Origin of the sequence: Mesorhizobium sp. M0019 (assembly GCF_040323975.1) — a bacterium.
Taxonomy (GTDB): domain Bacteria; phylum Pseudomonadota; class Alphaproteobacteria; order Rhizobiales; family Rhizobiaceae; genus Mesorhizobium.
Map to the genome: position 1 here is coordinate 1 of NZ_JAMYVK010000077.1, position 21,148 is coordinate 21,148.

Below are 21,148 nucleotides of genomic sequence, written 5' to 3' on the forward strand. Positions count from 1 at the left end.
TCGAAGAAGCCTGCATCCTCTTCCCGGAGATACTTCCTGCCTGCTTCGGCGTCGATATCGAGGCCCAGCCCCGGCGCTTGCAGCAGGTCCACCATGCTGTCCTTCACGATCTGCGACGGCAGGCCGATTACGAGGTCCTCCCACCAGGGGTCGGAGGCGCTCGGGTATTCGAAGGCAATGAAGTTGGCGGGCAGGGTGGCGCAGACATTGATCAGCGCGCCGAGGCCGAGAAGGCCGTTCGCGGTGCCGTGCGGTGCCATCAGGATCGAGTGCATACAGGCGTGCTCGGCGACCCATTTGAGCTCGGCAATGCCGCCAATATCGGCCGGATCGGGGCCGATGACGCGCACCGCCTGCGTTTCGATCAGCTCCTTGAAATTGTGCCGCAGGTATATCTGCTCGCCGGTATGAATTGGCGTCGAGGTTGAGGTGGTCAGTTCCCGATAGGCCTGCGGATTGACCCACGGCACATAGTCGCCGGTCAGCATGTCCTCGAGCCACATCAAATTGTACTTCTCGACCGCGCGAGCGAACTTGATTGCATCGGGCAGCATCCAGCCCGGGCCGCAGTCGAGCGCCAGGCTGACCTTGTCGCCCAGCACTTCCTTCATCGCGATCACGCAGTCGAGCATGTGGTTGAAACCGCGCTCGCTGATGACGCCCTGATCCATGGCACCGTGGTAGCCAGCCTTATTCTGCTTCACGCCGTAATGGAAGTCCTCGATGGTGTCCTTCATGTTGGAGTGGAACGAGATCCCTTGCTTGATCATGAAGAAATTCTGCGGCTGCTCCATCATCCATTTGACGTCAGCGGCGTAATCCTCCGGCCGGTCGCCGGTGCGTTTCTGGCGGATCGAGCCGTTATAGACGCGCACCTTGTCACGCACCTTGCCGCCGAGCAGTTTGTAGGCCGGCACGCCTGCAGCCTTGCCGGCAATGTCCCACAGCGCATGCTCGATGGCACTTACCGCCGCGCCATAGGGCTTGAAAGAGCCGCGTTGGCGGATCTTCAGCATCACCCGCTCGACGTCGGTAGGGTCCTCGCCGATCAGCGCCTCACGGAAATGCAGCACCCAAGGCTTGAGATAGGTCTTGGTGAACTCGACTTCGCCAAGGCCATAGAGGCCCTCGTCGGTAACGATGCGGACGATGGGATGTTTGCCGATGACGGCGCAGCGGAGATCGGTGATCTTCATCTTCGGTTCCTTTCGCCTCAGCTCCAGGTACGGTCCCAGGAATACTCGTTGTCCCAGTGATCCGTGGGCTGCCAGATGCCGGTGACACCCGGCTGCAGATGTTGCGAGATCACCTCGTCGACGACGTCGTCAATCCCCAGGCCAGGTTTGTCCGGAACAGTAATAAAGCCGTCCTTCACGAGCGGCTTGGGAACGCCGGTGACGATATCGTCCCACCAGTCGACATCGGCAGAGTGGTATTCGAGCGCCATGAAGTTTTCGGTCGCGGTCGCGACATGTGCCGCGGCCATTGCGGCGATCGGACTTTCGGCCATATGGATGGCCATTGCGACGCCGTGGTCCTGGGCCATGTCGCCGATCTTCTTGGTCTCGAGGATGCCCCCGCTGGTGAGCAGGTCCGGGTGGATAATGGAGAGGCCGCCGCTCTTGAGCAGAGGCTCGAAGCCTTCCTTAAGGTAGATGTCCTCGCCGGTGCAGATCGGCACCGTGGTGGCGGCCTGCAGTTGCCGGAACTGCTCGGTGTACTGCCATGGGATCACATCCTCGAGCCAGGCCGGCACGTATTTTTCAATCCGCCTGGCGAGCCGAATGCCGTCCTGCAGCGAGATGTGGCCGACATGGTCAATGGCGAGCGGAATATCCATGCCGATAACATCGCGAACCTCGGCAATGTACTGTTCAAGCAGGTCGAGGCCCTTGTCGGAAAAGTGGAGGCCGGTAAACGGATGGGGGACGTTATGCAAATCGTAAGCGGCATTGCGGGCGCGCCGCTCGTCCATGGTCTTGACCGGGCCGCGGCCGGGATGGATGCGGTACCCTTCAAGTGAACCGGCAGGGGAGACGACCGCACCGGGTACATCCGCGATCTGCATCAGCCCCAGATCCATCTTGAGGAAGGTGAAGCCGAGCGCCATGCGCTGCTTGAGGCGCTTGCCGGTCTCGGTGCCGCTCGGCACGGTAGCGTCGGTGTCGCAATAGACGCGCACCTTCTCCCGAAACCGGCCGCCGAGCATCTGGTAGATGGGAACGCCATAGGCCTTGCCGGCGAGATCCCACAACGCGATCTCGACCGCCGAGACGCCGCCGCCTTGCCGGCCGTGGCCACCGAACTGCTTGATCCGGCGAAACAGGCGGTCGATGTCGCAAGGGTTCTCGCCAAGCAGCCGGCTCTTCAGCATCAGCGCGTAGGTGGCACTGGCGCCGTCGCGCACCTCGCCAAGCCCGACGATGCCCTGGTTGGTGTAAATCTTGAGCAGAGTTGAGGTGAACGGCGCGCCGACGATTTCGGCTACCCGCATGTCGGTGATGCGAAGCTGGGATGGCTTGGAGTTCGCGTTCACCCGATTGAGCGCTTCGTCGGCGCCACTTGTCTTTGCCATGACTTATCCTCATTTTCGGCTTGTCGCCCCGCCACCTGGGCCGGCATAGAGTGTTGCTAGCCCAGCTCAATCTCGTGGGCCTGCAGGTAGTCGCGGTCCATCTCAATACCGAGACCAGGCTTCGACGTCAGCTTGAGGCTGCCGTTCGAAATGTCGAGTGGTCTGTCGATCAGGTGATCGTATTTGCCCAGGTTCCACTCCGATGTTTCGAGTTTGTAGAAGTTGGGAACGGTCATCATCACCTGCGCTCCCGCAACCACGTTGATCGGTCCCGCGGCGTCATGTGGCGAGACCGGCACGTAGTAGGCTTCGCATAGCGCAGAAATCTTCTTGAGTTCGGTAATGCCGCCGGTCCAGGTAACGTCGGGCATGATGTAGTCGGCGAGCCTGTTCTCGAGTACCGGCACGAAATCCCATTTCGTGTGGCCGCGCTCGCCCCACGAGATGGCGGTATTGACCTTCTCACGTACCTGCTTGAGGGCGTTAAGGCTCTCGGGCGGGCAGGGCTCCTCAAACCAGTCGATCTGGCCGGCCTCCTCGAGGCTCCGACAGAGGCGAATGGCGGTGGGGACATCGAAGCGGCCGTGCGCATCGATGAGAATGTCGACATCGGGTCCTGCCGTTTCGCGGATCAGAGCCGTGAGTTCGGCGGCTTCGCGCTCGTCCTTGCGAGTCATGCTGCCATCGAGGTAGCCGTCTCGCTGTTCGCGGGGCAGGCCATCGGCGCTGCGGCCCTGGTGGGGGTAGGGATCGAACTTGAGCGCAGTGTGTCCGGACTCGACAATGTCTAGAATTTCGCGGACCACAGCCTCCTTGCTGGTGAATTTGGCCTGGTTGGGATGGGTGTAGAGCGCGATTTCATCGCGTACCGGCCCGCCAAGCAGCTCGTAAATCGGCTTGCCGAGGACTTTGCCCCGGATGTCCCAGAGGGCAATATCGATGGCGCTCACGCATTCGACGGCGGCGCCGCGGCTTCCCATGTAGGTGAAGCTGCGGAAGATCTTGTGCCAGAGATGCTCGATACGCGCCGGATCCTCGCCTGTCACGGCGACGCCGATCTGCCGCAGGATCGTGCAGAGAGCGCGGTTGGCGAGCCTTGTCGTGGTGGTGATCTCTCCCCAGCCACTCACTCCCTCGTCGGTCGTCACTTCGACGAACAGGAACTCTCCCCAGTAGGAAGCATCGGACTTGATCAGCCACGGCCGAATGCTCGTGATTTTCATCTCAACTACCTTTGCCTGAAAATGGTCAGCTAACGATGTTCTGGACTGGACATTCTATCCGGCCCGAGCGGCGTTGCGCGCTCGCATCTGTTCGAGAATATGCCGGCCCGAACCCTCGACATGGCGGGAAACGAGTTCGGCCGCCTTGTCGGCCTCTCCCGCCTTCACAAGCGCGATGAGTTCGCGGTGCTCGCGCATGATCGCGGCACGTCGCGCCAGCGTGAAATTGAAACGACGGCTCACGGCTCGCAGCACTTCGCGATGCTTCCACCAAAGCTCGGCTGCGTGGCGGTTGTAGTGCCGCTGGTACATCACGGTGTGGAAAGCGGTATCCAGCTCACTATGCCTGAATGTGTCGGCGAAATTGTTCTCTTCGATCAGGCCTTGGAGACGTTCGAGTTCGGCGATGTCCTCGCCGGTCGCCATATTCACAAACCATCGTGTCAGGGCTGGCTCGATCAGAACACCGATCTCGTAGATATCTCGGACAAAATCTTGATCAATGGGTCGGACGCGCGCCCCGCGGTTGGCGACAAAGGTGACAAACCCTTCGCCGCGCAACAACTGCAGGGCCTCGCGCACAGGATTGGTCGAAGTGCCGTGACGCCGGGCGAGATCGGTGACGACAAGCCGTTCGTTGGCGGCGAGCCGTCCCTCGATGATATCTTCCCTGATCAATTCATAAAGCGAGGCGCCCTCGCTGGAGGCCCCGATGGGATCGGTCCCCACCGGTGGCATCGCTTTGAAATCGCTTATTTCGGCCAAGGCCGGCTCCCCAATTTAATACATACCTTGCCCGATATCACACACGGCTTTCGCAAACAATGTACGATTCTGCGCGTTGACAGGCAATCCATGATCTGAAAACGTACCAAGTGATCGAGAGGATACACTGAGTTAAAAGAGGCATCCTCGCGATCGAAACGAGCAAGGACCGCTTTAGGGCGGCATGGGAGAACCAGGGAGGATACCTATGACGAGAATTGCGCTCGGCAGTGCCGTCCTGCGCGGCACTGTCGCCACTGCTTTGATGGCATCCCTGACGTCTACTTCGGCGCTGGGTGCGCCACCGGTCGACCTGAGCAAGTGGTCGCCGGAATATGTGCGCTCCATCGCCGGCACACAGGACTTTGACACGGCTGCCGATTGCGCCAAGGTTACCCCGCTCGACTACAAGGGGCGACTGACTTTCTGGTATCAGGGCGTGTTCGAGGGCGACCCCGACCTCCTGCGCCAGTACTACAAGGATTTCTTCGAGACCTTCCGCAAAACCTATCCGAACATCCAGCTCGAGGAACAAGCCCTCACCTATAACGACCTTCTCGACAAGTTCCGCACGGCGCTCCTGGGCAATGCCGCGCCGATGGCGGTCCGCCTGCAAATCCTGGGTGGTACCGAGTTCGCCTCAAAGGGCTATCTGCAGCCGCTCAAGCCCGAGGATGTGGGGTATTCGACCGAGGATTTCTGGCCCGGCGCCATGAAGGCCGTGACCTGGGAGGGCGTGACCTACGGCATTCCGACCAACAACGAGACGATGGCGTTCATCTGGAACGCCGACATCTTCAAGCGTGCGGGCCTCGATCCGGACAAGGCTCCGGCAACCTGGGAAGATGTCGTCAAATATTCCAAGCAGATCCACGACAAGCTCGGCATTGCCGGCTACGGCCTCGTGGCTCGCAAGAATGCCGGCAATACGCCGTACCGCTTCATGCCACAGCTGTGGGCCTATGGCGGCGGCGTCTTCGACGAAGCGACGCCGAACCCGACCTATGAGCAGGTCCAGCTCGATAGCCCGCAAAGCAAGGCAGCGCTGCAAGCCTCCTACGACATGTATGTTCGCGACAAGTCGGTTCCGGTTTCGGCACTCACCAACCAGCAGGCCGATAATCAGCCCCTGTTCGTCGCTGGCCAGCTCGGCATGATGATCTCGCACCCGTCCGATTACAATGTCATGCTCGACCTGCAGAAAAAGGCGACGGGCACCGACAAGGACAAGGCGCAGACCGTCATTGACAACATGCGCTACGGCCTGATCCCGACTGGTCCCGACGGCAAGCGCGCCGTCGTGTTCGGCGGCTCGAACATTCACATCCTGAAACCCGAATATGTCGAGGGCGGCAAGGTAGACGAGCCGGCTGCGAAAGCTATCATCTGCATGTGGACGAGCCCTGAATGGTCGCTGAAGATGGCCTACGCCGGATCAAACCCGGGCAACCTCAACGGCTTCAAGACCAAGTGGATGAAGGAACGTCTGGACAACATCAAGTTCCTCGACGTCACCACCTCGATGCTGCCATACGGCATCCCGTTCCCAGCTCTGCCGCAGGCCCCCGAGATCATGAACATCATCATCCCGGACATGCTGCAGAATGCCCTGACCGGAGCGATGACCGTCGACGAGGCAGCGGACGACGCGGCCAAGAAGGTAAAAGACCTGATGGGCGGACTCTAGTCCAGGCCGGACCTACGACTGACGGCTGCGCCGCTGGCGCAGCCGCCTCGTTCCGAAGAAAAAGGGCACGCCACAAGTGACGATCGTGACCGGCAAGGCCGAGGCTCGCCGAAGATTGCAACCCGGTTGGTCCGGCGCGCTGCGGAAGATCTGGGAGCATCGCGCGGACTACGCGTACGTGCTCCCGGCGATCGCCGTGATGCTCATCGTCATCGCCTATCCGATCTACTACACGGTCGAGCTGTCGTTCTTTAAGACACCGCCTGGCCTGCAACTCCGCGACAAGACCTTCATCGGCTTCGACAACTACACGACCATCCTCACCAGTCAGGTGTTCTGGAAGGTCACCTGGAACACACTGATCTGGACTCTGGGGTCAACTTTCATCTCCTTTGTCCTGGGGTTTGCGACAGCGCTGGCGCTCCACCGCGACTTCATCGGCCGTGGTGTCCTGCGCGCCGTCCTGATCATCCCTTGGGTCATCAGCGCCGTCGCCGCCTCCTACATCTGGAAGTGGATCTACCATTCGGACTTCGGGATCATCGGCGCGGTGCTGGTCGGCCTCGGATTGGCCGCCCAGCCGCCGAATTTCATCGACAATGTCAGCACGGTGCTGCCCTCCCTGATCGTCGTCAATATCTGGCGCGAGTTTCCGTTTGCCATGATCATGATGATGGCCGGCCTGCAGACAGTCCCCGACCAATTGCTACGCGCCGCAAAAGTCGATGGTGCCAATGCATGGCAGCGCTTTTGGCACGTCACCTTCCCGCACTTGCGCAACGTCTCGGTGGTGACGATGCTGCTGCTCGCGGTGGCCAACTTCAATTCCTTCATCATCCCCTGGATCATGACCGGCGGCGGGCCGTCGAACGCATCGCATATCTGGATAACCCACATTTATGAGCTCGCCTTCGGACGGCAGCGCTGGGGCGTGGCATCGGCTTATTCGGTGCTCCTGTTCCTCACGCTGATGACGCTGGGCTACTTCTACGTCCGTGCGTTAAGTGGCAACGAGCGGAAAGAGGGGAGCGCATGAGCACGATTGCCGAGACAGCCCCTCGAGCCCAGACCCGTCGCCGCATGCGCGTCGACGGATGGCGGTGGGCCGGGCGCATATTCCTCGTGTTCATGCTGCTTTATACCGCGTTGCCGATGATCTGGATGCTGATCACCTCGATCAAGTCCGGATTCGCGGCGACGCAATTCCCGCCGCAATGGTGGCCGGACGAACCTACCCTCGCCAGCTATCAGAAACTGCTCGATCCGCAGAACAGCGTCGGCCAGGACTTCCTCCGCTTCTTCTGGAACAGCCTTTTCGTGTCGACCGTCACGACAATCCTTTCGGTGATCGTGGCTGTCCCAGCGGCCTACGCGTTTTCGCGCTTCAGTTTCCCCGGCCGGAATTTCCTGTTCTTTGCCGTGCTGCTGCGCAATATGTTCCCGGCGGTGATCTTTCTCGTACCGCTCTTCATCCTGATGCGCGCGATCGGTCTGATAAACACGCATGGCTCACTGATACTCACCTATCTCACCTTTGGCCTGCCGCTGGCGATCTGGCTGCTCAAGGGCTTTTACGACAATATCCCGGTGCAGCTTGAGCAGGCGGCGCGCATCGATGGCGCAACACGGTTCCAGGCCTTCATCATGATCGTGATGCCGCTCTCGACGCCGGGGATCATCGCCACCGCAATCTATTCCTTCATCGGCGCGTGGAACGAGTACATCTACGCCTACACCTTCCTCTCCAAGAACGAGCAGTTGACCCTGCCGGTCGGCATCCAACGCTTCTTCTCGGAAAATACGACGGACTTTCCGGGCCTGATGGCGGCCAGCTTCATGATGAGTGTGCCCGTCGTGGTGCTGTTCCTGGTCCTGCAACGATACTTCGTACGCGCCCTTACAGAAGGCGCGGTCAAGCACTAGGGAGTTGCCGATGGCCCACGTGGTCCTCCAAGATCTCGTCAAGAGCTATGGCAGCTTCAAAGCTGTCAACCACGTCTCGCTGACGGTCAATGACGGCGAGTTCGTTGCGCTCGTCGGCCCTTCAGGCTGCGGCAAGACAACCACGCTCAACCTCGTCGCGGGGCTGACCCCGATCACAGCGGGCGACATCATCATCGGCGAGCGCGTGGTCAACGACCTCGACCCCAAGGACCGGGACATCGCAATGGTGTTCCAGAACTACGCGCTCTACCCACAGAAATCGGTCTACAAGAACCTGGCGTTCCCGCTTCAGATGCGCAAACTCCCCAGGGACGAGATCGACAAGAAGGTCAAGGAAGCGGCGCGAGTGCTCGACATGACGCACCTGCTCGAGCGCAAGCCGCGCGAACTTTCGGGCGGGCAGCAGCAGCGTGTGGCCCTTGGCCGTGCCCTCGTTCGCGACCCCGCCGTGTTCCTCATGGACGAGCCACTGTCTAACCTCGATGCCAAACTGCGCGTGCAGATGCGGTCGGAGATCAAGCGTTTCCACCAGGACCTCAAGGCGACGATCATCTATGTGACGCACGACCAGCTCGAAGCCGTGACCATGGCTGACAAGATGGCGGTGATGAATGGCGGCTACCTGCAGCAATACGATTCACCGGCGCAGGTCTTTGCCCATCCGGTGAACATGTTCGTCGCCAGCTTCATCGGCAGCCCGGCGATGAGCCTTATTCCGCTGCAGGCATCGACGGCAAACGGCAACACGGTGTTGACCGGCGCCGAGGGCTGGCGCCTTGAGCTCTCGCCGCGCAATGCCCAGAAGGTGGCGAAAGCGACGACCCGGAAAGTCGTGCTCGGCGCACGTCACTCGACGATCAAGCTCCACAAGAGCGCGGTGCCAGGCAGCGTCCCGGCCAAGGCCTATACGGTGGAGCCGACCGGAGACGTCACCTTCGTTCAGGCATTCCTGTCCGGCGCCATCGTCAACGTCAGCGTGCCGCCGAACATTGCCGTCGCGCCCGACGAGCAGATCTGGCTCGAGTTCGACCAGGAGCGGATGCATCTGTTCGATGGCGAAACTGAAATGGCCCTCAAGGCCAACTGAGATAGAGCGAATGCGCGTGCAACGTGGGCGTGGATGACTGAGAAACTTAAGATCACCGCGATCAAGCCCTATCCGGTGTGGGTAGGAACGCGCAACCAGATGCTCGTCAAGGTCGAGACCGACCAGGGCATCTTCGGCTGGGGCGAGAGCGGCTTGAGCGGTCGCGAGAGGGCCGTGGCAGGCGCGGTCGAGCACTATCGCGAGTTTCTCATCGGCCGCGACCCGATGCAGATCGGGCGGATCTGGCAGGAGATTTACCGCAGCCAGTACTTCGAAGGCGGGCGAGTCCTTCAGGCGGCGATTTCCGCCATCGACATCGCCCTTCACGACATCAAGGGCAAGGCGCTGGGCGTGCCGGTCTACGAGCTGCTGGGCGGCAAGCAGCGCGACCGCATTCCCACCTTTGCCTCGACCGGCGACGAGGCCGAGGGCGACGTTGCCATCGAACGGGCCCGCGAACTTCGCGCGCAGGGGTGGCAGGCGATCCGCTTCTTCCCCTTCGGGCAAAACAGCAAGGACATCTTCGAGCCGCGCGAGTCCATCGGCGCTACCGCGGGTATGCTGAACAAGGCGCGCGAGGCGCTGGGCGACGACGTGGTCCTCGGCCTCGACTATCATCATCGGCTGTCGGTGGCAGAGGCGGCGAGCTTCTGCAACAAGCTCGGCCGCGGCGTGCTTGATTTCCTCGAGGAGCCGATACGGGCCGAGACGCCGGAGGCCTATGAATCGCTGCGCACGATGACCGACATCCCCTTTGCCATCGGCGAGGAATTTGCCAGCAAGTGGCAGTTCCTGCCCTACATCGAGCGCGGCATCCATCAGCTCAACCGGATCGATGTTTGCAATGTCGGCGGGCTCACCGAGGCGATGAAAATCGCTGGCTGGAGCGAGGCGCATTATGTGGACCTGATGCCGCACAATCCGCTTGGTCCAGTGTGCACGGCCGCGACCGTGCATCTCGCTGCCGCGGTACCCAACTTCGCGTGGCTCGAGACCAGGGCACCCGAAACAAAGCTGGGCTTCGACAATTCCGACTTCTTCCCCGTGCAACCACGGCTCGACGGGACCGATTATCCGGTCGGCGATCTGCCGGGGCTCGGCGTCGAGGTCAACGAAGTTGCGGTCCAGGCGCAGAGTTTGCGTTTCTGGGAAGCGCCTCACCTTAAGCGCCGCGACGGTTCTGTTACGAACTGGTAGTTCCATTCAATCGGAGTCCACAATGACGCATACTTCCGACATCGCGCGGCCGCCTAAAGACCTGATCGACGCGCTAAGGGAGATCGGCGCCGCGACGGTAGCCGGCACGCTTGGCCACATGGGCTTCCGCAATCCGCACATGGTCGGTCCGGTGGCGCAAAACCGCGGGAAGTCGATCGTCGGGCCGGCGTTGACGCTGCAGTTCCTGCCGCAGCGGCCGGACCTCTTCACCGAAGGAGAGTACGCCGATCCGGAGACGCAACTGCACCGGCACGTGCTCTATCACGCGCAGGAGGGCGATGTGGTCGTGGTCGACGCGCGCGGCGACATGAGCTCGGGCGTCTTCGGGGATATGATGTCGACGTATTTCAAGGGCAGGGGCGGGGCGGGTATCGTCATCGATGGGTGCATGCGCGACCGGCCCAATGTCGAAAAGCTCGACCTGCCCCTATGGCTGCGCGGCTGGACGCCAAACTATCATGTGCAGACCAGCATCTATCCCAATGCCGTCAACGTTCCGATTGCCTGCGGCGGTGTCACGGTGATCCCCGGCGACATCATCGTCGCCGACGACGACGGGGTGGTGGTGCTTCCCGTCGCAATGGCCCCGAAGGTGATCGAAGAATCACAAAAGCATCATGATTGGGAGGAATTCTCACGAGTGAAGCTCATGGAGGGCGGCCCGTTGCAACGCTACTATCCGCTGCATGACGATGCCCGCGGGGAGTACGAGGAATGGCGCAAAGCAAATCGCCTGGAGAACCCGAGTTAGTCAGCAGGCCTTGGCGATCAGTTCTTCCAGGCAATCGGCAGCCCCGGTCCCCGGCACGCCGAGATCTCTGACACTGTCCATGTGGTTGCGGTTCGGGAGCACATGCGACGTTACCAACGATCCCTGCCGCAGCAAGCTTGCTTTGAATCGATCGGCTTGCTGATGGAAGGGTGGCGTCTCATTGGCTCCGACCAGAACCCCCGCCTTGGTTTGAGGATCATGCCGACAGGCGAGCGGCGTGAACATGGCGACTTCCTCGTCGGTTATTCCAATCTCGTTGGCGAGAAAGGAATCCTGGAGCGGCTTCAAATCGTAGAGCCCGCTCAACAGAAGGGCTGCCCTTACATTCGAGGGGGTGTGCGCCCCATCGAACAGGAACGTTGCAAGATGGGCTCCAGCCGAATGACCACTGACGGTCAGGGCCGCCGGGCTTCCGCCATGATCGGCGATGTTGGCCAGGACCCACTGCTTGGCCCGGCGCACCTGGTCGACGATCCTCGCCATTCGGACCTTGGGCATCAGAGCATAATCAAGGATGACGGCAATGGCCCCGGCCTGGGTAATCGTCGTCGCCATATATGAATAGTCGCGCTTGGAGAACATTCTCCAGTAGCCGCCATGGACAAAGATGTGCACCGGAAGCGCCGTTCTTTTGCCCGCGGGAAAGAACAGGTCCATGGTCTCGGTCGGATCCGGTCCGTAGGCCACGTCAGCGGTCATCGCAATGGTGGCGCGGGCGACCTCGCTGCGATCAACGAAGTCCTGCACGATTTCGTCAAAATCCGCGACGTGGTCGCGGATGCGAAAGGGATCGCCTTGCATTCTTCTGCTCACATGCTGATGGCGAGGTATTTCGCCTCCATGAATTCCGCAATGCCGTGATGCTGCCCTCCCTCGCGGCCGAGCCCGCTCTGCTTGACGCCGCCGAAGGGGGCTGCCGGATCGGACATCAGCCCGCGGTTGAGAGCAGTCATCCCGGCCTCGATCCGCGAGGCCACCCGCATGCCGCGCGCCAGATCGCGCGTGTAGATGTAGGCAGCAAGCCCATATTCGGTGTCATTGGCGCGCGCGATGACCTCGGACTCCGTTTCGAAGCTGGAGATTGGCGCCACCGGCCCGAATATCTCCTCATGCGCCATCTTTGCGTCGCCCGGCACGTCGCGAAGCACTGTCGGAGGGTAGAAGAAACCACGTCCGGACAGGACTGAGCCGCCGCACAAGACCCGCGCGCCGCGTGTGACCGCGTCGACGACAAGGCGGTCTATCTTCTCGACCGCCTTTTTCGTGATCATGGGCCCGCATTCCGTGTCCGGGTCGGTGCCGGCGCCGACCTTGAGCGAAGACATCCGCTTCTCGAGGCCCTCGGAGAAGGCTTCGTAGATGCCAGATTGGACGTAGAGGCGGTTTGCGGCCGTGCAGGCCTCGCCGGCGTTGCGCATCTTGGCCACCATTGCGCCATCGAGCGCCGCTTCGAGATCGGCGTCGTCGAACACAATGAACGGTGCGTTGCCGCCGAGTTCCATGGAACATGAGATCACATGCCTGGCAGCCTCTGCCAGCAGAGCGCGACCCACACCCGTCGAACCGGTGAAGGAGAGTTTGCGCACCCGCGGATCGGCCAGCATGGCGGCTGTCAAAGGCCCGGGACTGGAGGTTGTCAGGACGTTGACCACCCCTGGTGGAACGCCCGCGTCCTGGTAGAGCGCGGCCAGCGAGTAGGCGGTAAGCGGGGTCTCACTGGCCGGCTTCAGGATCACCGTGCATCCAGCGGCAAGTGCCGGCGCGATCTTGCGCGTCGCCATCGCGGCAGGAAAATTCCAGGGCGTGATCAGGATGCATATGCCGATCGGTTCGTAGTCGACCACAATGCGATTGGTGCCGGAAGGCGCAGTACCGAATTCACCGGTAATGCGAACCGCCTCCTCGGCATTCCAACGGAAAAATTCCGCCGCGTAAGCGATCTCGCCTCGGGCATCCCGCAGGGCCTTGCCGTTTTCCAATGCGATGAGAGTAGCCAGTGCCTCCGATCGTTCCGTCATCAGCTCAAAGCAGCGTCTGAGGATCTCGGAACGCTTTCGCGGCGACGTTGTCCGCCAGCCGTGGGCTGCTTTGGCAGCGGCGTCAACGGCGGCGGCCGCGTCCTCCAAGGTCGCATCGGGTACGGCCGCGATGATGGCTTCCGTCGACGGATCAATGACCGGAATTACCCTGCCATCCGCGGACTGCCGCCATTGGCCGCCAATATACAGCCGGTGCGAAATTGTGTGGAAGTCGCTGACGCCCTGATCATCCGACAGAACCTGTGAAAACGTGTTCATCTCTATATTCCCGATTGTTACATGATGCTGGCGAGGTCGCCATCAAAGGCCGCCTGGACCAGGTGTCGCATGGTCCGCAAATCGAATGGACGCGGGTTGTTCTTGATGAGGCGTTCGATACCGATCGCTTGTTCCGCCGTCCAATCGAGCTTATCGGCGGGCAGCCCCAGCTCGGCTAACGAGGAGGTGATCCCGATTGCCCCAAACAGCCGGCTGACTTCGGCAATGGTCGCGTCGGCCAACTCGTCGGGCGTCCGGCCTTTACCATCGAGGCAGAGCGCGTTGGCGATCTCGGCCATCTCGGTCGCTGCGGCTGTTTTGTTGTACTTCATGACGTACGGCAACATGGTGGCAACGCCCAATCCGTGAGCGGTGTGGGTTATCGCGCCGACCGGATATTGCACGGCGTGCGCTGCCGCTGTGCCGGCCGTTCCGAACGCACAGCCGGCGGCCAATGCACCCATCATCACGTCGGCCCGGGCGTCCTCGTCAGAGGGCTGGCGGTATGCCGTTTCAAGGCTTCGGCCAAGCAGCTTGATCGCCAGCAGGGCGAAATGATCGGTCAAAGCGGTTTTGCCGATAAAGACATGTTTCTGCGGAAGGCCGGGATCGGTCCCACGCCTGGCGGCGGTGAAGGCCTCGATTGCATGCGTCAGTGCATCGGCGCCTGCCATTGCCGTCAATCCCGGTGGGCATGTCATCGTCAGTTCAGGATCGCAGATGGCCGCGGCCGCGATCAGATGCGGGCTGGAGATGCCGACCTTCAGCGTGCGATCCGGATCCGAGATCACGGCAACCGGGGTGACTTCAGAGCCGGTGCCGGCTGTCGTCGGCACCGCGATCAGCGGCAGCGTCGGGCCGGGCACCTTGAACTCTCCGTAGTAATCCTGGAGCTGACCGCCGTGGCTGATGAGCAGCGCGGCGCATTTGGCCATGTCGAGACAGCTGCCGCCGCCAATGCCGATCACCATGTCGGGCGTGAACTTCCGTGCTTCCTCGACGCAGACGGCAACGGTGTCCCGGGGGACGTCGGGTAGCACACGGTCATGCACCAGTACGTCTATCGAGGCGGCTCGCAGCCCCGTGACAATCTCTGCGAACGGGCCCGTTGCGGCAAAACGTTCATCGGTGCAGACGAGTGCGCGACGCCCGAGCCTCGCCGCGACGACCGGAATGACGTGGCGTTGGCCCTTCCCGAAGAGGATTTCGCGCGGCAGCCTTAGGGCAGCGAAAAGGCTCATGACCTGCATCCTGTGATGATGACTGGATTGGAATGCGAGATGGCGTTCAACTCGGCCCAAAGACCGGGTTCGATGTAAAACGCGTCTCGCAACGCGGTTGCGTATCGACGTGCCGAACCATCGCCCGCAACGCTGGCGGTCCGTTCAGCAGGTGAGGAAGCACGGGCTGCCAGGGCGGCACGCTGTTCCAGCAGGGCCACTGCAAATTCGATTGCTTTGTCTCCTAGCTGCCGCAAATGATATCCTCTATAAAATCGTATATGATATAGGATTGCATTAGCCGGAGCATCGTGTTAGCAACTCAATGTGTCAAGAGGCAAAACATGCAGGCCATGAACTTACCCAGTCTAGACGAAGCGAACCTCGCCAGCGGGCGTATCCAGCGCTCCAGCAGCCTGGTTGAGGACGTCTACGAAGCGATCTTTGCGCAACTCATGTCCCTGAAGATTGCGCCGGGCTCGCGCATCACCGTCGACAGCCTGGTCAAGGAATTCAACGTATCCCACACGCCGATCCGCGAGGCGCTCGGCCGGCTCGAAGGCGAAGGCCTGGTGCTGAAGACGCATCTGATCGGTTACCGCGCTGCGCCGCAGATTACGAAACGACGGTTCGATGAACTGTACGAGCTTCGCCTGCTGCTCGAGCCTCATGGTGCGGCCAAGGCAGCGGCGCTCATGGACGAGGTAAAGCTCGCACAGCTTCAGACATCGGCCGGCGTCATGGCGCGCCGTGAGGGCAAGGACGAGCGCCTGCGGTATTCCAACTTCGCCCGCCAGGATGCCATTTTCCATGACAAGGTCATGGAATTCGCCAACAACGAACTCGTGCGCGAGACACTGGCGCACCAGCATACCCACTTCCACATATTCCGCCTGATGTTCCATTCGCGCGTCACCGAGGAGGCGCTTGACGAGCATGAGGCCATCCTGGCCGCTTTCGCTGCGGCCGATCCTGCCGCTGCCGAGCAGGCGATGCGTCGCCATATCGAGCATTCCCGCGACCGTTTGTTGTTGGCGTTCGACTGAGACTGTCCCGATGTCCCCGTACCCGCCGTTGACGGTCATCACGCAGGCCAGTGCCAACGAAGACTACTTCCCCGATTCACCCTTCTAGAAACTCAACCTACCAGGCGAGTACAGGTCTCGCCCGGCCGTTGTCACAGGAAAGGAAGTACCATGCCAGGCAAAAAGATCCTGATGCTGACCGGTGAATTCACCGAGGAATACGAAATCTTCGTCTACCAGCAGGCGATGGAAGCGGTGGGCCACACCGTCCACGTCGTGTGCCCAGACAAAAGCGCCGGAGACCTGATCAAAACATCGCTGCACGATTTCGAGGGCGATCAAACCTACACCGAAAAGCTCGGCCACTATGCGCTGATCAACAAGACCTTCTCCGACGCTGAGAGGCAGCTGGAGCAATACCACGCCGTTTACTGCGCGGGCGGTCGTGGCCCCGAATACATCCGCACCGACAAGCGCGTGCAGGCGATGGTGCGCCACTTCCACGAAACCAAGAAGCCGATTTTCACGATCTGCCACGGCGTGCAGATCCTGATTGCGGTCGACGGCGTCGTGCGTGGCAAGAAGGTCGGCGCGCTGGCGGCGTGCGAGCCCGAAGTGACGCTTGCGGGCGGCACCTATATCGACCTGTCTCCAACGGAGGCATATGTGGATGGGACGATGGTTTCGGCAAAAGGCTGGACGGCGCTTGCTGCGTTCATCCGCGAATGCCTGAAGGTGCTGGGAACGGAAATCCGCCACGCTTAGACCTTCTTCCGACGCATCTCAAAGGGGTGCGTCGGTTACTATATGATGCGTGATGTTTGATGCGCGCCAAGGAGGGCGACATGAGAACGACACTGGCGATCGATGACGATGTCCTGGTCGCGGCCAAGGCCATGGCCCGGCAGCAGGATCGCAGCCTCGGCGAGGTCATCACCGATCTCGCCCGGCGCTCGCTGCGCCGGCCACAAGCCGGCGGCGAGCGCAACGGGATTCCTCTATTGTCGCCTCGGCCGGATGCACCTCCTGTCACGCTTGAGACTGTCAATGCCTTGCGTGACGAGTTGCTGTGACCTTCCTGCTCGACGTCAATGTGCTGATCGCGCTGATCGATCCTGGCCATGTCGCCCATGACGACGCCCATGGCTGGTTCGAAGTGACCGGTAACGCCGCATGGGCTACGTGTCCCATCACCGAAAACGGCGTCCTGCGCATCGTCGGCAACCAAAAATATCCTAATTCTCCCGGTTCGCCCGCCATCGTTGCGCAAATCGTTACCAAGTTGCGGGCTCTGCACGGGCACAGCTTCTGGCCCGACGATGTGAGCCTGGTTGGCTCCGGCGACATCGATGCGGCGAAAATCCTGACCTCGGCACAGGTCACCGATACCTATCTTCTTGCGCTCGCCAAGGCGCATGGCGGCCAACTTGCGAGCTTTGACCGCAAGCTGTCGGGGGCGGCGGTGAAGGCCGGGAAGACTACACTGCACCTGATCCCCACAAGGTAGACCGCGGGGCTCTTCGGTGCAGTCTGCCTTTCGATCTTCTTGGCTTTGAATTGAGGATTCCGCAACTTGTCGCGCTCAGCGCACTCCAGTGGATCGCGAGCGGCTATCTGACCATAGTTTGCGGGGCATTCATCTCTCCCCTGCGCGTTCGCGCTTGGACGCGCGGCGCTGACACTCGTCGCCGTCTCTGTCGCCGTAAGACGACAACCCGATCACACGATCATGTCACCCATCACTTCCCCAGGCCCGCTGCCCATCTGGACAGTTCGGCCTTGCCCCAATTGCCCTTTCAGCTGAAACGATTAGGGCGGAAGGTCGCAAGCATGGGATGCGGATTGCCTGAGGCGATTTCTTTGGCAAGCAATTCGCCGACGATCAATCCAAGCGTGGCGCCGCTGTGGCTAAAGGCGACGTGAAGCCCGGCGACGGTCTCGACGGAGCCAAGCACTGGCTCGCCGTCGCCCGGGATGGGCTTCGGGCCAACTGCATAGGTAGCGAGTTGGAGCCGCGGATTGCCCTGGAGCACCGCACTAGCCTCGTCGAGCAGTCCTTTGATGGTCTTGCCGTGCACGGTGTAGGTGCCGTCCGGGTTGACCACGACTTCTTCCTCCGACCACGCCGAATCCAAAACAAGTGCGCCATCCGACGCCGGGCGCACCGCCACGCGCGGCGTATTCAGCACGGCACGGAGCTCGGTCCTGATCGGCTTGGTTTTCAAGAGGAGTGAAATCGGCGTAGCGTCGGGGATATGGACTCCGATCTCAGCAAGCATAACAGGCGTCGCTGGCCCAACGGCAAGGACCACTGCATCCGCCTTTATCGGCGCACCATCGGCAGTGACGACGCCACGCGCGCGACCACCTGTGGCACCTATCCGCACGCGTCCGGCGTTCTGGACGAGCTTGCCGCCGCGGGAGCGGAACTCATTGAGCAGCAGATCGATCAGGCAGGGCAGGTCAACCCATCCTTCGCCAGGATTGAAGATGGCACCCTGCGGGGTGATGGCGCTGGCGTTGACGCCGGGCGTCACTGCGCCGACTTCGGCAGGGCCGAGCAGAAGCGCGTCATAGCCAATATCCTGCTCCAGCTGGCAGATGGACGCGATCTGGTTCGCCTCATCATCCCGATCCCAGGTGAGGCCGCCGTCAAAGCGAAGCCACGACGCCGTTTCCGGCCTTGTGGCGGCCAGGGTCCGATAACGGTCGATGCCTGCAAGCCTCAAGCGGTGGTAGGCAGTGTCAGCACGTCGCGCTGAGTTCAGCCAGGAAAGTGAACGGCCGGATGCACCGTTAGCCGGCGCGCCGTCGTTGACAATGGTTACATCAACGCCAAGACGAGCAAGGTGCAACGCGGAAGAGATGCCGAAGATGCCCGCGCCGATAACAACGACATGGCGCAGCTTTGGGGAGGCAGTCATAGAGATATCCTTCTTCGCAGAAGACGGGCTGGGGGTTGTTGGATCGCTGCAGAGCGCGGCGGAACTAGTAGTCGGTGAGCTTCTTCATGTAGCGCCGGCCCTCAAGCATTGGCCGGCCGCGCAGACCGGCCAGCTCGTAGGCAAAACGCCATAGTGTGTCAAAAAAGACCAAGGGAACGAGATAGGGTTTGATGTGTTCTGACATACCACTGAGGTCGAGTTCCGTTCCATCGAGCACCAGGATGTTTTCCCGGCTGCCGTGCTTGAAAAGGAAATCGCGAGCGCGTTCCGTAAGGTGCCTCGTCTCGTCCAAACCCAGCAAGACCACGAAGCAAGCGTCCCGGTTCACCACCTCAAATGGGCCGTGAAAGAACTCGTTGGCGTGTATGGCTTGCGAGTCGTACCACTGCATCTCCATCAACACGCAGATGGCGTAGGAATACGCCGCACCATAGCTGGCACCGCTGGCCAGTGTGTAGATCGCATTGCGCGGCGCGAAACGGGGGGCGAAGGCCTTAAACCGGTCGGCATAGGTCCGGTGCGCACGCTCTATCGCCGGCTGAAGATGGCTCAGGCTCATCAGCACATCGGCAGTTAGCCCGGCATCCCCCCGAGCATCGATCAGGCCGGCGAGCAACATGTAGAGCACGCCGTAGTTGCTGCAGGCTGCATCGATTGCTTTGCCCGTCGTGTAGGAGGCCTGGTAGGCGACGGCGTGGTCGACCGCCCGCGCGAGGGGCGATATCTGGTCGAGCGTCATGCCGATTGTCGTTGCGCCTCGATCCTTTGCATGATTGGCCGCTCGCACGGTCTCGTGGGTGGTGCCGGTCTGCGAGCAAAGGACAACGAGCGCGTCGGGTCCCAGCCGTCGCGGGTCTCGGCAGACGAACTCATCCGCGTTGTAGATGTCGCAGGCGAATGTGCCGCTGTGACGGTCGACGAAGTATTTGCCTGCCATCATGATCGAGAGCGAGCCGCCGCACGCCACGAGGAATAGGTGCGAAAACTGCCTGCCCGCCGTAGCGATCAGGGCGCGTTCCACGTCGGCGGGCAGGGCGAAAATCATGAGGTTCCTCTTCTCGTTGACAGAGCGTGGGCCGGCGCACAATTGACAATGGCGGGCCATTATGCGAACGTTATCACACCCTTTAAACTGAAAGTCCTGCGATGGTCAAGATTGCCGCGATGGGCGACAACGTGGTCGATTGTTATCTCGCTCGCGGCGAGATGTATCCTGGCGGAAATTGCCTCAATGTCTCGGTCTATGTCAGCCGCTTCGGCGGGCAGCCGGCCTATGTTGGGGCGATCGGCAAAGACCGGGCAGGGGACTTGATTCACGCCGCACTCAAGTTCGAGCGCGTGGACGTCACCCGATTGCGGCGCCTTGAAGGGCCGACCGCCTACTGCCTCATAGGTCACCGCAACGCCGATCGGATTTTCCTGGACTTCGATCTCGGAGTTTCGGCGTTCACGCCGACGCAAGAAGATCTGGATTTTCTCTCGGGTTTTCAGGCCGTCCACATCGGCCAGTCCAGCGGTCTGGACCCCTGGGTTGCCGCTGTATCAAGTAAGTCACTGTTGTCTTATGATTTTTCCACCCGGCGGGAACCGGGACACCGACGCGAGATTGGGCCCTATTGCTATCTGGCTTGCGTCTCGGGTGACGGTCTCGACGACGAGGAATTGGCCGCAATCGCAGCCGAATTGCTTGCATTTGGTTCAAAGTGGGTTCTTGTAACTCGCGGTCGGGCCGGCGCGGTGCTTCACGGCGCCACCGTCTCTTACCGAACCCCGGCGCGGTTGGTCGAACCCGTCGACACCCTGGGCGCGGGCGACACCTTCATCGCGAGGACGCTATTCGGCCTGCTTAAGGAAGAGACGCCTCAGGACATTCTTGGCCAAGCCGCGGAGGCGGCGGCTGCTACCTGCCGGTACTACGGGGCCATCGGCTATGCGGCGGCAATCGATCTAGGAAAGATCACGCCGGAGGTCCTCCGCGGAGCTCGGCGCATTCAAGACGAGAGAACTGTCTAGCTGCGAAATTCAACTGAGCAATTGACGCGAGAAATGGACAATGCTAGTTCAAGTGATAACGTTCTCATTCATCCAATCAACGCCATGAAAGAGCGTTTTGATGGATGAGTCGTCGAGTGGGACCGCAGGCCGAGTTCGGCCAATCGTAAGAGGAGAAGACATGCAAACGAATTCGAGCAGGCGCCAATTTGTGAAATCCGGTCTGGCGCTGACGATCGCGCTGGTGACAGGACTTGGCACGTTGGCCGCATCAACGCAGGCAAAAGCGGCCGACAACCCCTACAACCTCATCGACCCGACGATGATCAGCGTCGGAACCATGGGCGATGCGAAACCCTATGTCTTCACCGACGCCAACGGCAACTTCACCGGCTTCG

20 protein-coding genes and 1 pseudogene are annotated in these 21,148 nt (G+C 61.1%); 12 read left to right on the forward strand and 9 right to left on the reverse strand.

Annotation, left to right across the window (positions count from 1 at the left end; genetic code table 11):
- The 4 genes from NKK47_RS32700 to NKK47_RS32715 all read right to left on the reverse strand — a co-directional run.
- On the reverse strand, positions 1-1,196 hold a 1,196-nt coding region (locus tag NKK47_RS32700), incomplete at its 3' end, for a mandelate racemase/muconate lactonizing enzyme family protein (protein WP_352579636.1).
- A gap of 17 nt (positions 1,197-1,213) precedes the next feature.
- Positions 1,214-2,575, reverse strand: coding sequence for a mandelate racemase/muconate lactonizing enzyme family protein (locus NKK47_RS32705; RefSeq protein ID WP_352569984.1), 1,362 nt, complete (start codon positions 2,573-2,575; stop codon positions 1,214-1,216).
- A 56-nt stretch (positions 2,576-2,631) separates the two neighbouring features.
- Positions 2,632-3,798: a mandelate racemase/muconate lactonizing enzyme family protein gene (locus NKK47_RS32710; protein ID WP_352449172.1), complete on the reverse strand. Its 1,167-nt coding sequence runs from the start codon at positions 3,796-3,798 to the stop codon at positions 2,632-2,634.
- 54 nt (positions 3,799-3,852) lie between these two features.
- Entirely contained in the window at positions 3,853-4,563 is a 711-nt protein-coding gene (locus NKK47_RS32715) for a GntR family transcriptional regulator (RefSeq protein ID WP_023679253.1), read from the reverse strand.
- A 208-nt stretch (positions 4,564-4,771) separates the two neighbouring features.
- Between NKK47_RS32715 and NKK47_RS32720 the strand changes: the two genes are divergently transcribed.
- From NKK47_RS32720 to NKK47_RS32745, 6 genes are all read left to right on the forward strand, one after another.
- Positions 4,772-6,250 (forward strand): ABC transporter substrate-binding protein, encoded by a 1,479-nt coding sequence (locus NKK47_RS32720; protein WP_352579637.1) that lies wholly within the window; start codon positions 4,772-4,774, stop codon positions 6,248-6,250.
- 76 nt (positions 6,251-6,326) lie between these two features.
- A complete protein-coding gene (locus tag NKK47_RS32725; protein WP_352449170.1) occupies positions 6,327-7,286 on the forward strand; it encodes a carbohydrate ABC transporter permease in 960 nt (319 codons plus the stop codon).
- Positions 7,283-8,173, forward strand: coding sequence for a carbohydrate ABC transporter permease (locus NKK47_RS32730; protein ID WP_023679256.1), 891 nt, complete (start codon positions 7,283-7,285; stop codon positions 8,171-8,173). The genes NKK47_RS32725 and NKK47_RS32730 overlap by 4 nt, the downstream gene beginning before the upstream one ends.
- Before the next feature lie 10 nt (positions 8,174-8,183).
- Positions 8,184-9,281 (forward strand): ABC transporter ATP-binding protein, encoded by a 1,098-nt coding sequence (locus NKK47_RS32735; protein ID WP_352458391.1) that lies wholly within the window; start codon positions 8,184-8,186, stop codon positions 9,279-9,281.
- Between the two features lie 33 nt (positions 9,282-9,314).
- Positions 9,315-10,478, forward strand: a complete 1,164-nt coding sequence (locus tag NKK47_RS32740; RefSeq protein ID WP_352458392.1) for a mandelate racemase/muconate lactonizing enzyme family protein — start codon at positions 9,315-9,317, stop codon at positions 10,476-10,478.
- A gap of 22 nt (positions 10,479-10,500) precedes the next feature.
- Positions 10,501-11,250 carry a ribonuclease activity regulator RraA gene (locus NKK47_RS32745; protein WP_352458393.1) on the forward strand — a complete coding sequence of 250 codons (750 nt, stop codon included), beginning with the start codon at positions 10,501-10,503 and terminating at the stop codon, positions 11,248-11,250.
- Here the strand turns inward: NKK47_RS32745 and NKK47_RS32750 are convergent, their stop codons facing one another.
- Genes NKK47_RS32750 through NKK47_RS32760 form a run of 3 tightly spaced genes read right to left on the reverse strand, consistent with a single transcriptional unit; the run spans position 11,251 to position 14,809 of the window.
- Positions 11,251-12,072, reverse strand: coding sequence for an alpha/beta hydrolase (locus NKK47_RS32750; protein WP_352579638.1), 822 nt, complete (start codon positions 12,070-12,072; stop codon positions 11,251-11,253).
- Positions 12,073-12,080: 8 nt separating this feature from the next.
- A complete protein-coding gene (locus NKK47_RS32755) occupies positions 12,081-13,568 on the reverse strand; it encodes an NAD-dependent succinate-semialdehyde dehydrogenase (RefSeq protein WP_352579639.1) in 1,488 nt (495 codons plus the stop codon).
- A gap of 17 nt (positions 13,569-13,585) precedes the next feature.
- Positions 13,586-14,809, reverse strand: a complete 1,224-nt coding sequence (locus NKK47_RS32760; protein WP_352458396.1) for an iron-containing alcohol dehydrogenase — start codon at positions 14,807-14,809, stop codon at positions 13,586-13,588.
- 332 nt (positions 14,810-15,141) lie between these two features.
- Between NKK47_RS32760 and NKK47_RS32765 the strand changes: the two genes are divergently transcribed.
- From NKK47_RS32765 to NKK47_RS32780, 4 genes are all read left to right on the forward strand, one after another.
- Positions 15,142-15,834, forward strand: coding sequence for a GntR family transcriptional regulator (locus NKK47_RS32765; protein WP_502903647.1), 693 nt, complete (start codon positions 15,142-15,144; stop codon positions 15,832-15,834).
- A 150-nt stretch (positions 15,835-15,984) separates the two neighbouring features.
- Positions 15,985-16,578, forward strand: a complete 594-nt coding sequence (locus tag NKK47_RS32770) for a DJ-1/PfpI family protein (RefSeq protein WP_352458398.1) — start codon at positions 15,985-15,987, stop codon at positions 16,576-16,578.
- A gap of 80 nt (positions 16,579-16,658) precedes the next feature.
- Positions 16,659-16,886: a CopG family transcriptional regulator gene (locus NKK47_RS32775; protein ID WP_352458399.1), complete on the forward strand. Its 228-nt coding sequence runs from the start codon at positions 16,659-16,661 to the stop codon at positions 16,884-16,886.
- Positions 16,883-17,320, forward strand: a complete 438-nt coding sequence (locus NKK47_RS32780) for a TA system VapC family ribonuclease toxin (protein WP_352579640.1) — start codon at positions 16,883-16,885, stop codon at positions 17,318-17,320. The genes NKK47_RS32775 and NKK47_RS32780 overlap by 4 nt, the downstream gene beginning before the upstream one ends.
- Before the next feature lie 289 nt (positions 17,321-17,609).
- On the opposite strand, the gene NKK47_RS32785 is transcribed toward NKK47_RS32780, so the two are convergent.
- Both NKK47_RS32785 and NKK47_RS32790 read right to left on the reverse strand, forming a co-directional pair.
- The gene (locus tag NKK47_RS32785; RefSeq protein ID WP_352454189.1) at positions 17,610-18,737 is read right to left on the reverse strand and encodes an NAD(P)/FAD-dependent oxidoreductase; all 1,128 of its coding nucleotides are present in this window, start codon (positions 18,735-18,737) and stop codon (positions 17,610-17,612) included.
- A 64-nt stretch (positions 18,738-18,801) separates the two neighbouring features.
- Positions 18,802-19,803 (reverse strand): SIS domain-containing protein, encoded by a 1,002-nt coding sequence (locus NKK47_RS32790; RefSeq protein ID WP_352454190.1) that lies wholly within the window; start codon positions 19,801-19,803, stop codon positions 18,802-18,804.
- A 101-nt stretch (positions 19,804-19,904) separates the two neighbouring features.
- On the opposite strand from NKK47_RS32790, the gene NKK47_RS32795 reads away from it, so the two are divergent.
- Both NKK47_RS32795 and NKK47_RS32800 read left to right on the forward strand, forming a co-directional pair.
- Positions 19,905-20,771 carry a PfkB family carbohydrate kinase gene (locus tag NKK47_RS32795; RefSeq protein ID WP_352579641.1) on the forward strand — a complete coding sequence of 289 codons (867 nt, stop codon included), beginning with the start codon at positions 19,905-19,907 and terminating at the stop codon, positions 20,769-20,771.
- Positions 20,772-20,931: 160 nt separating this feature from the next.
- Positions 20,932-21,148: pseudogene (locus tag NKK47_RS32800) on the forward strand (hypothetical protein); the annotation flags it as partial.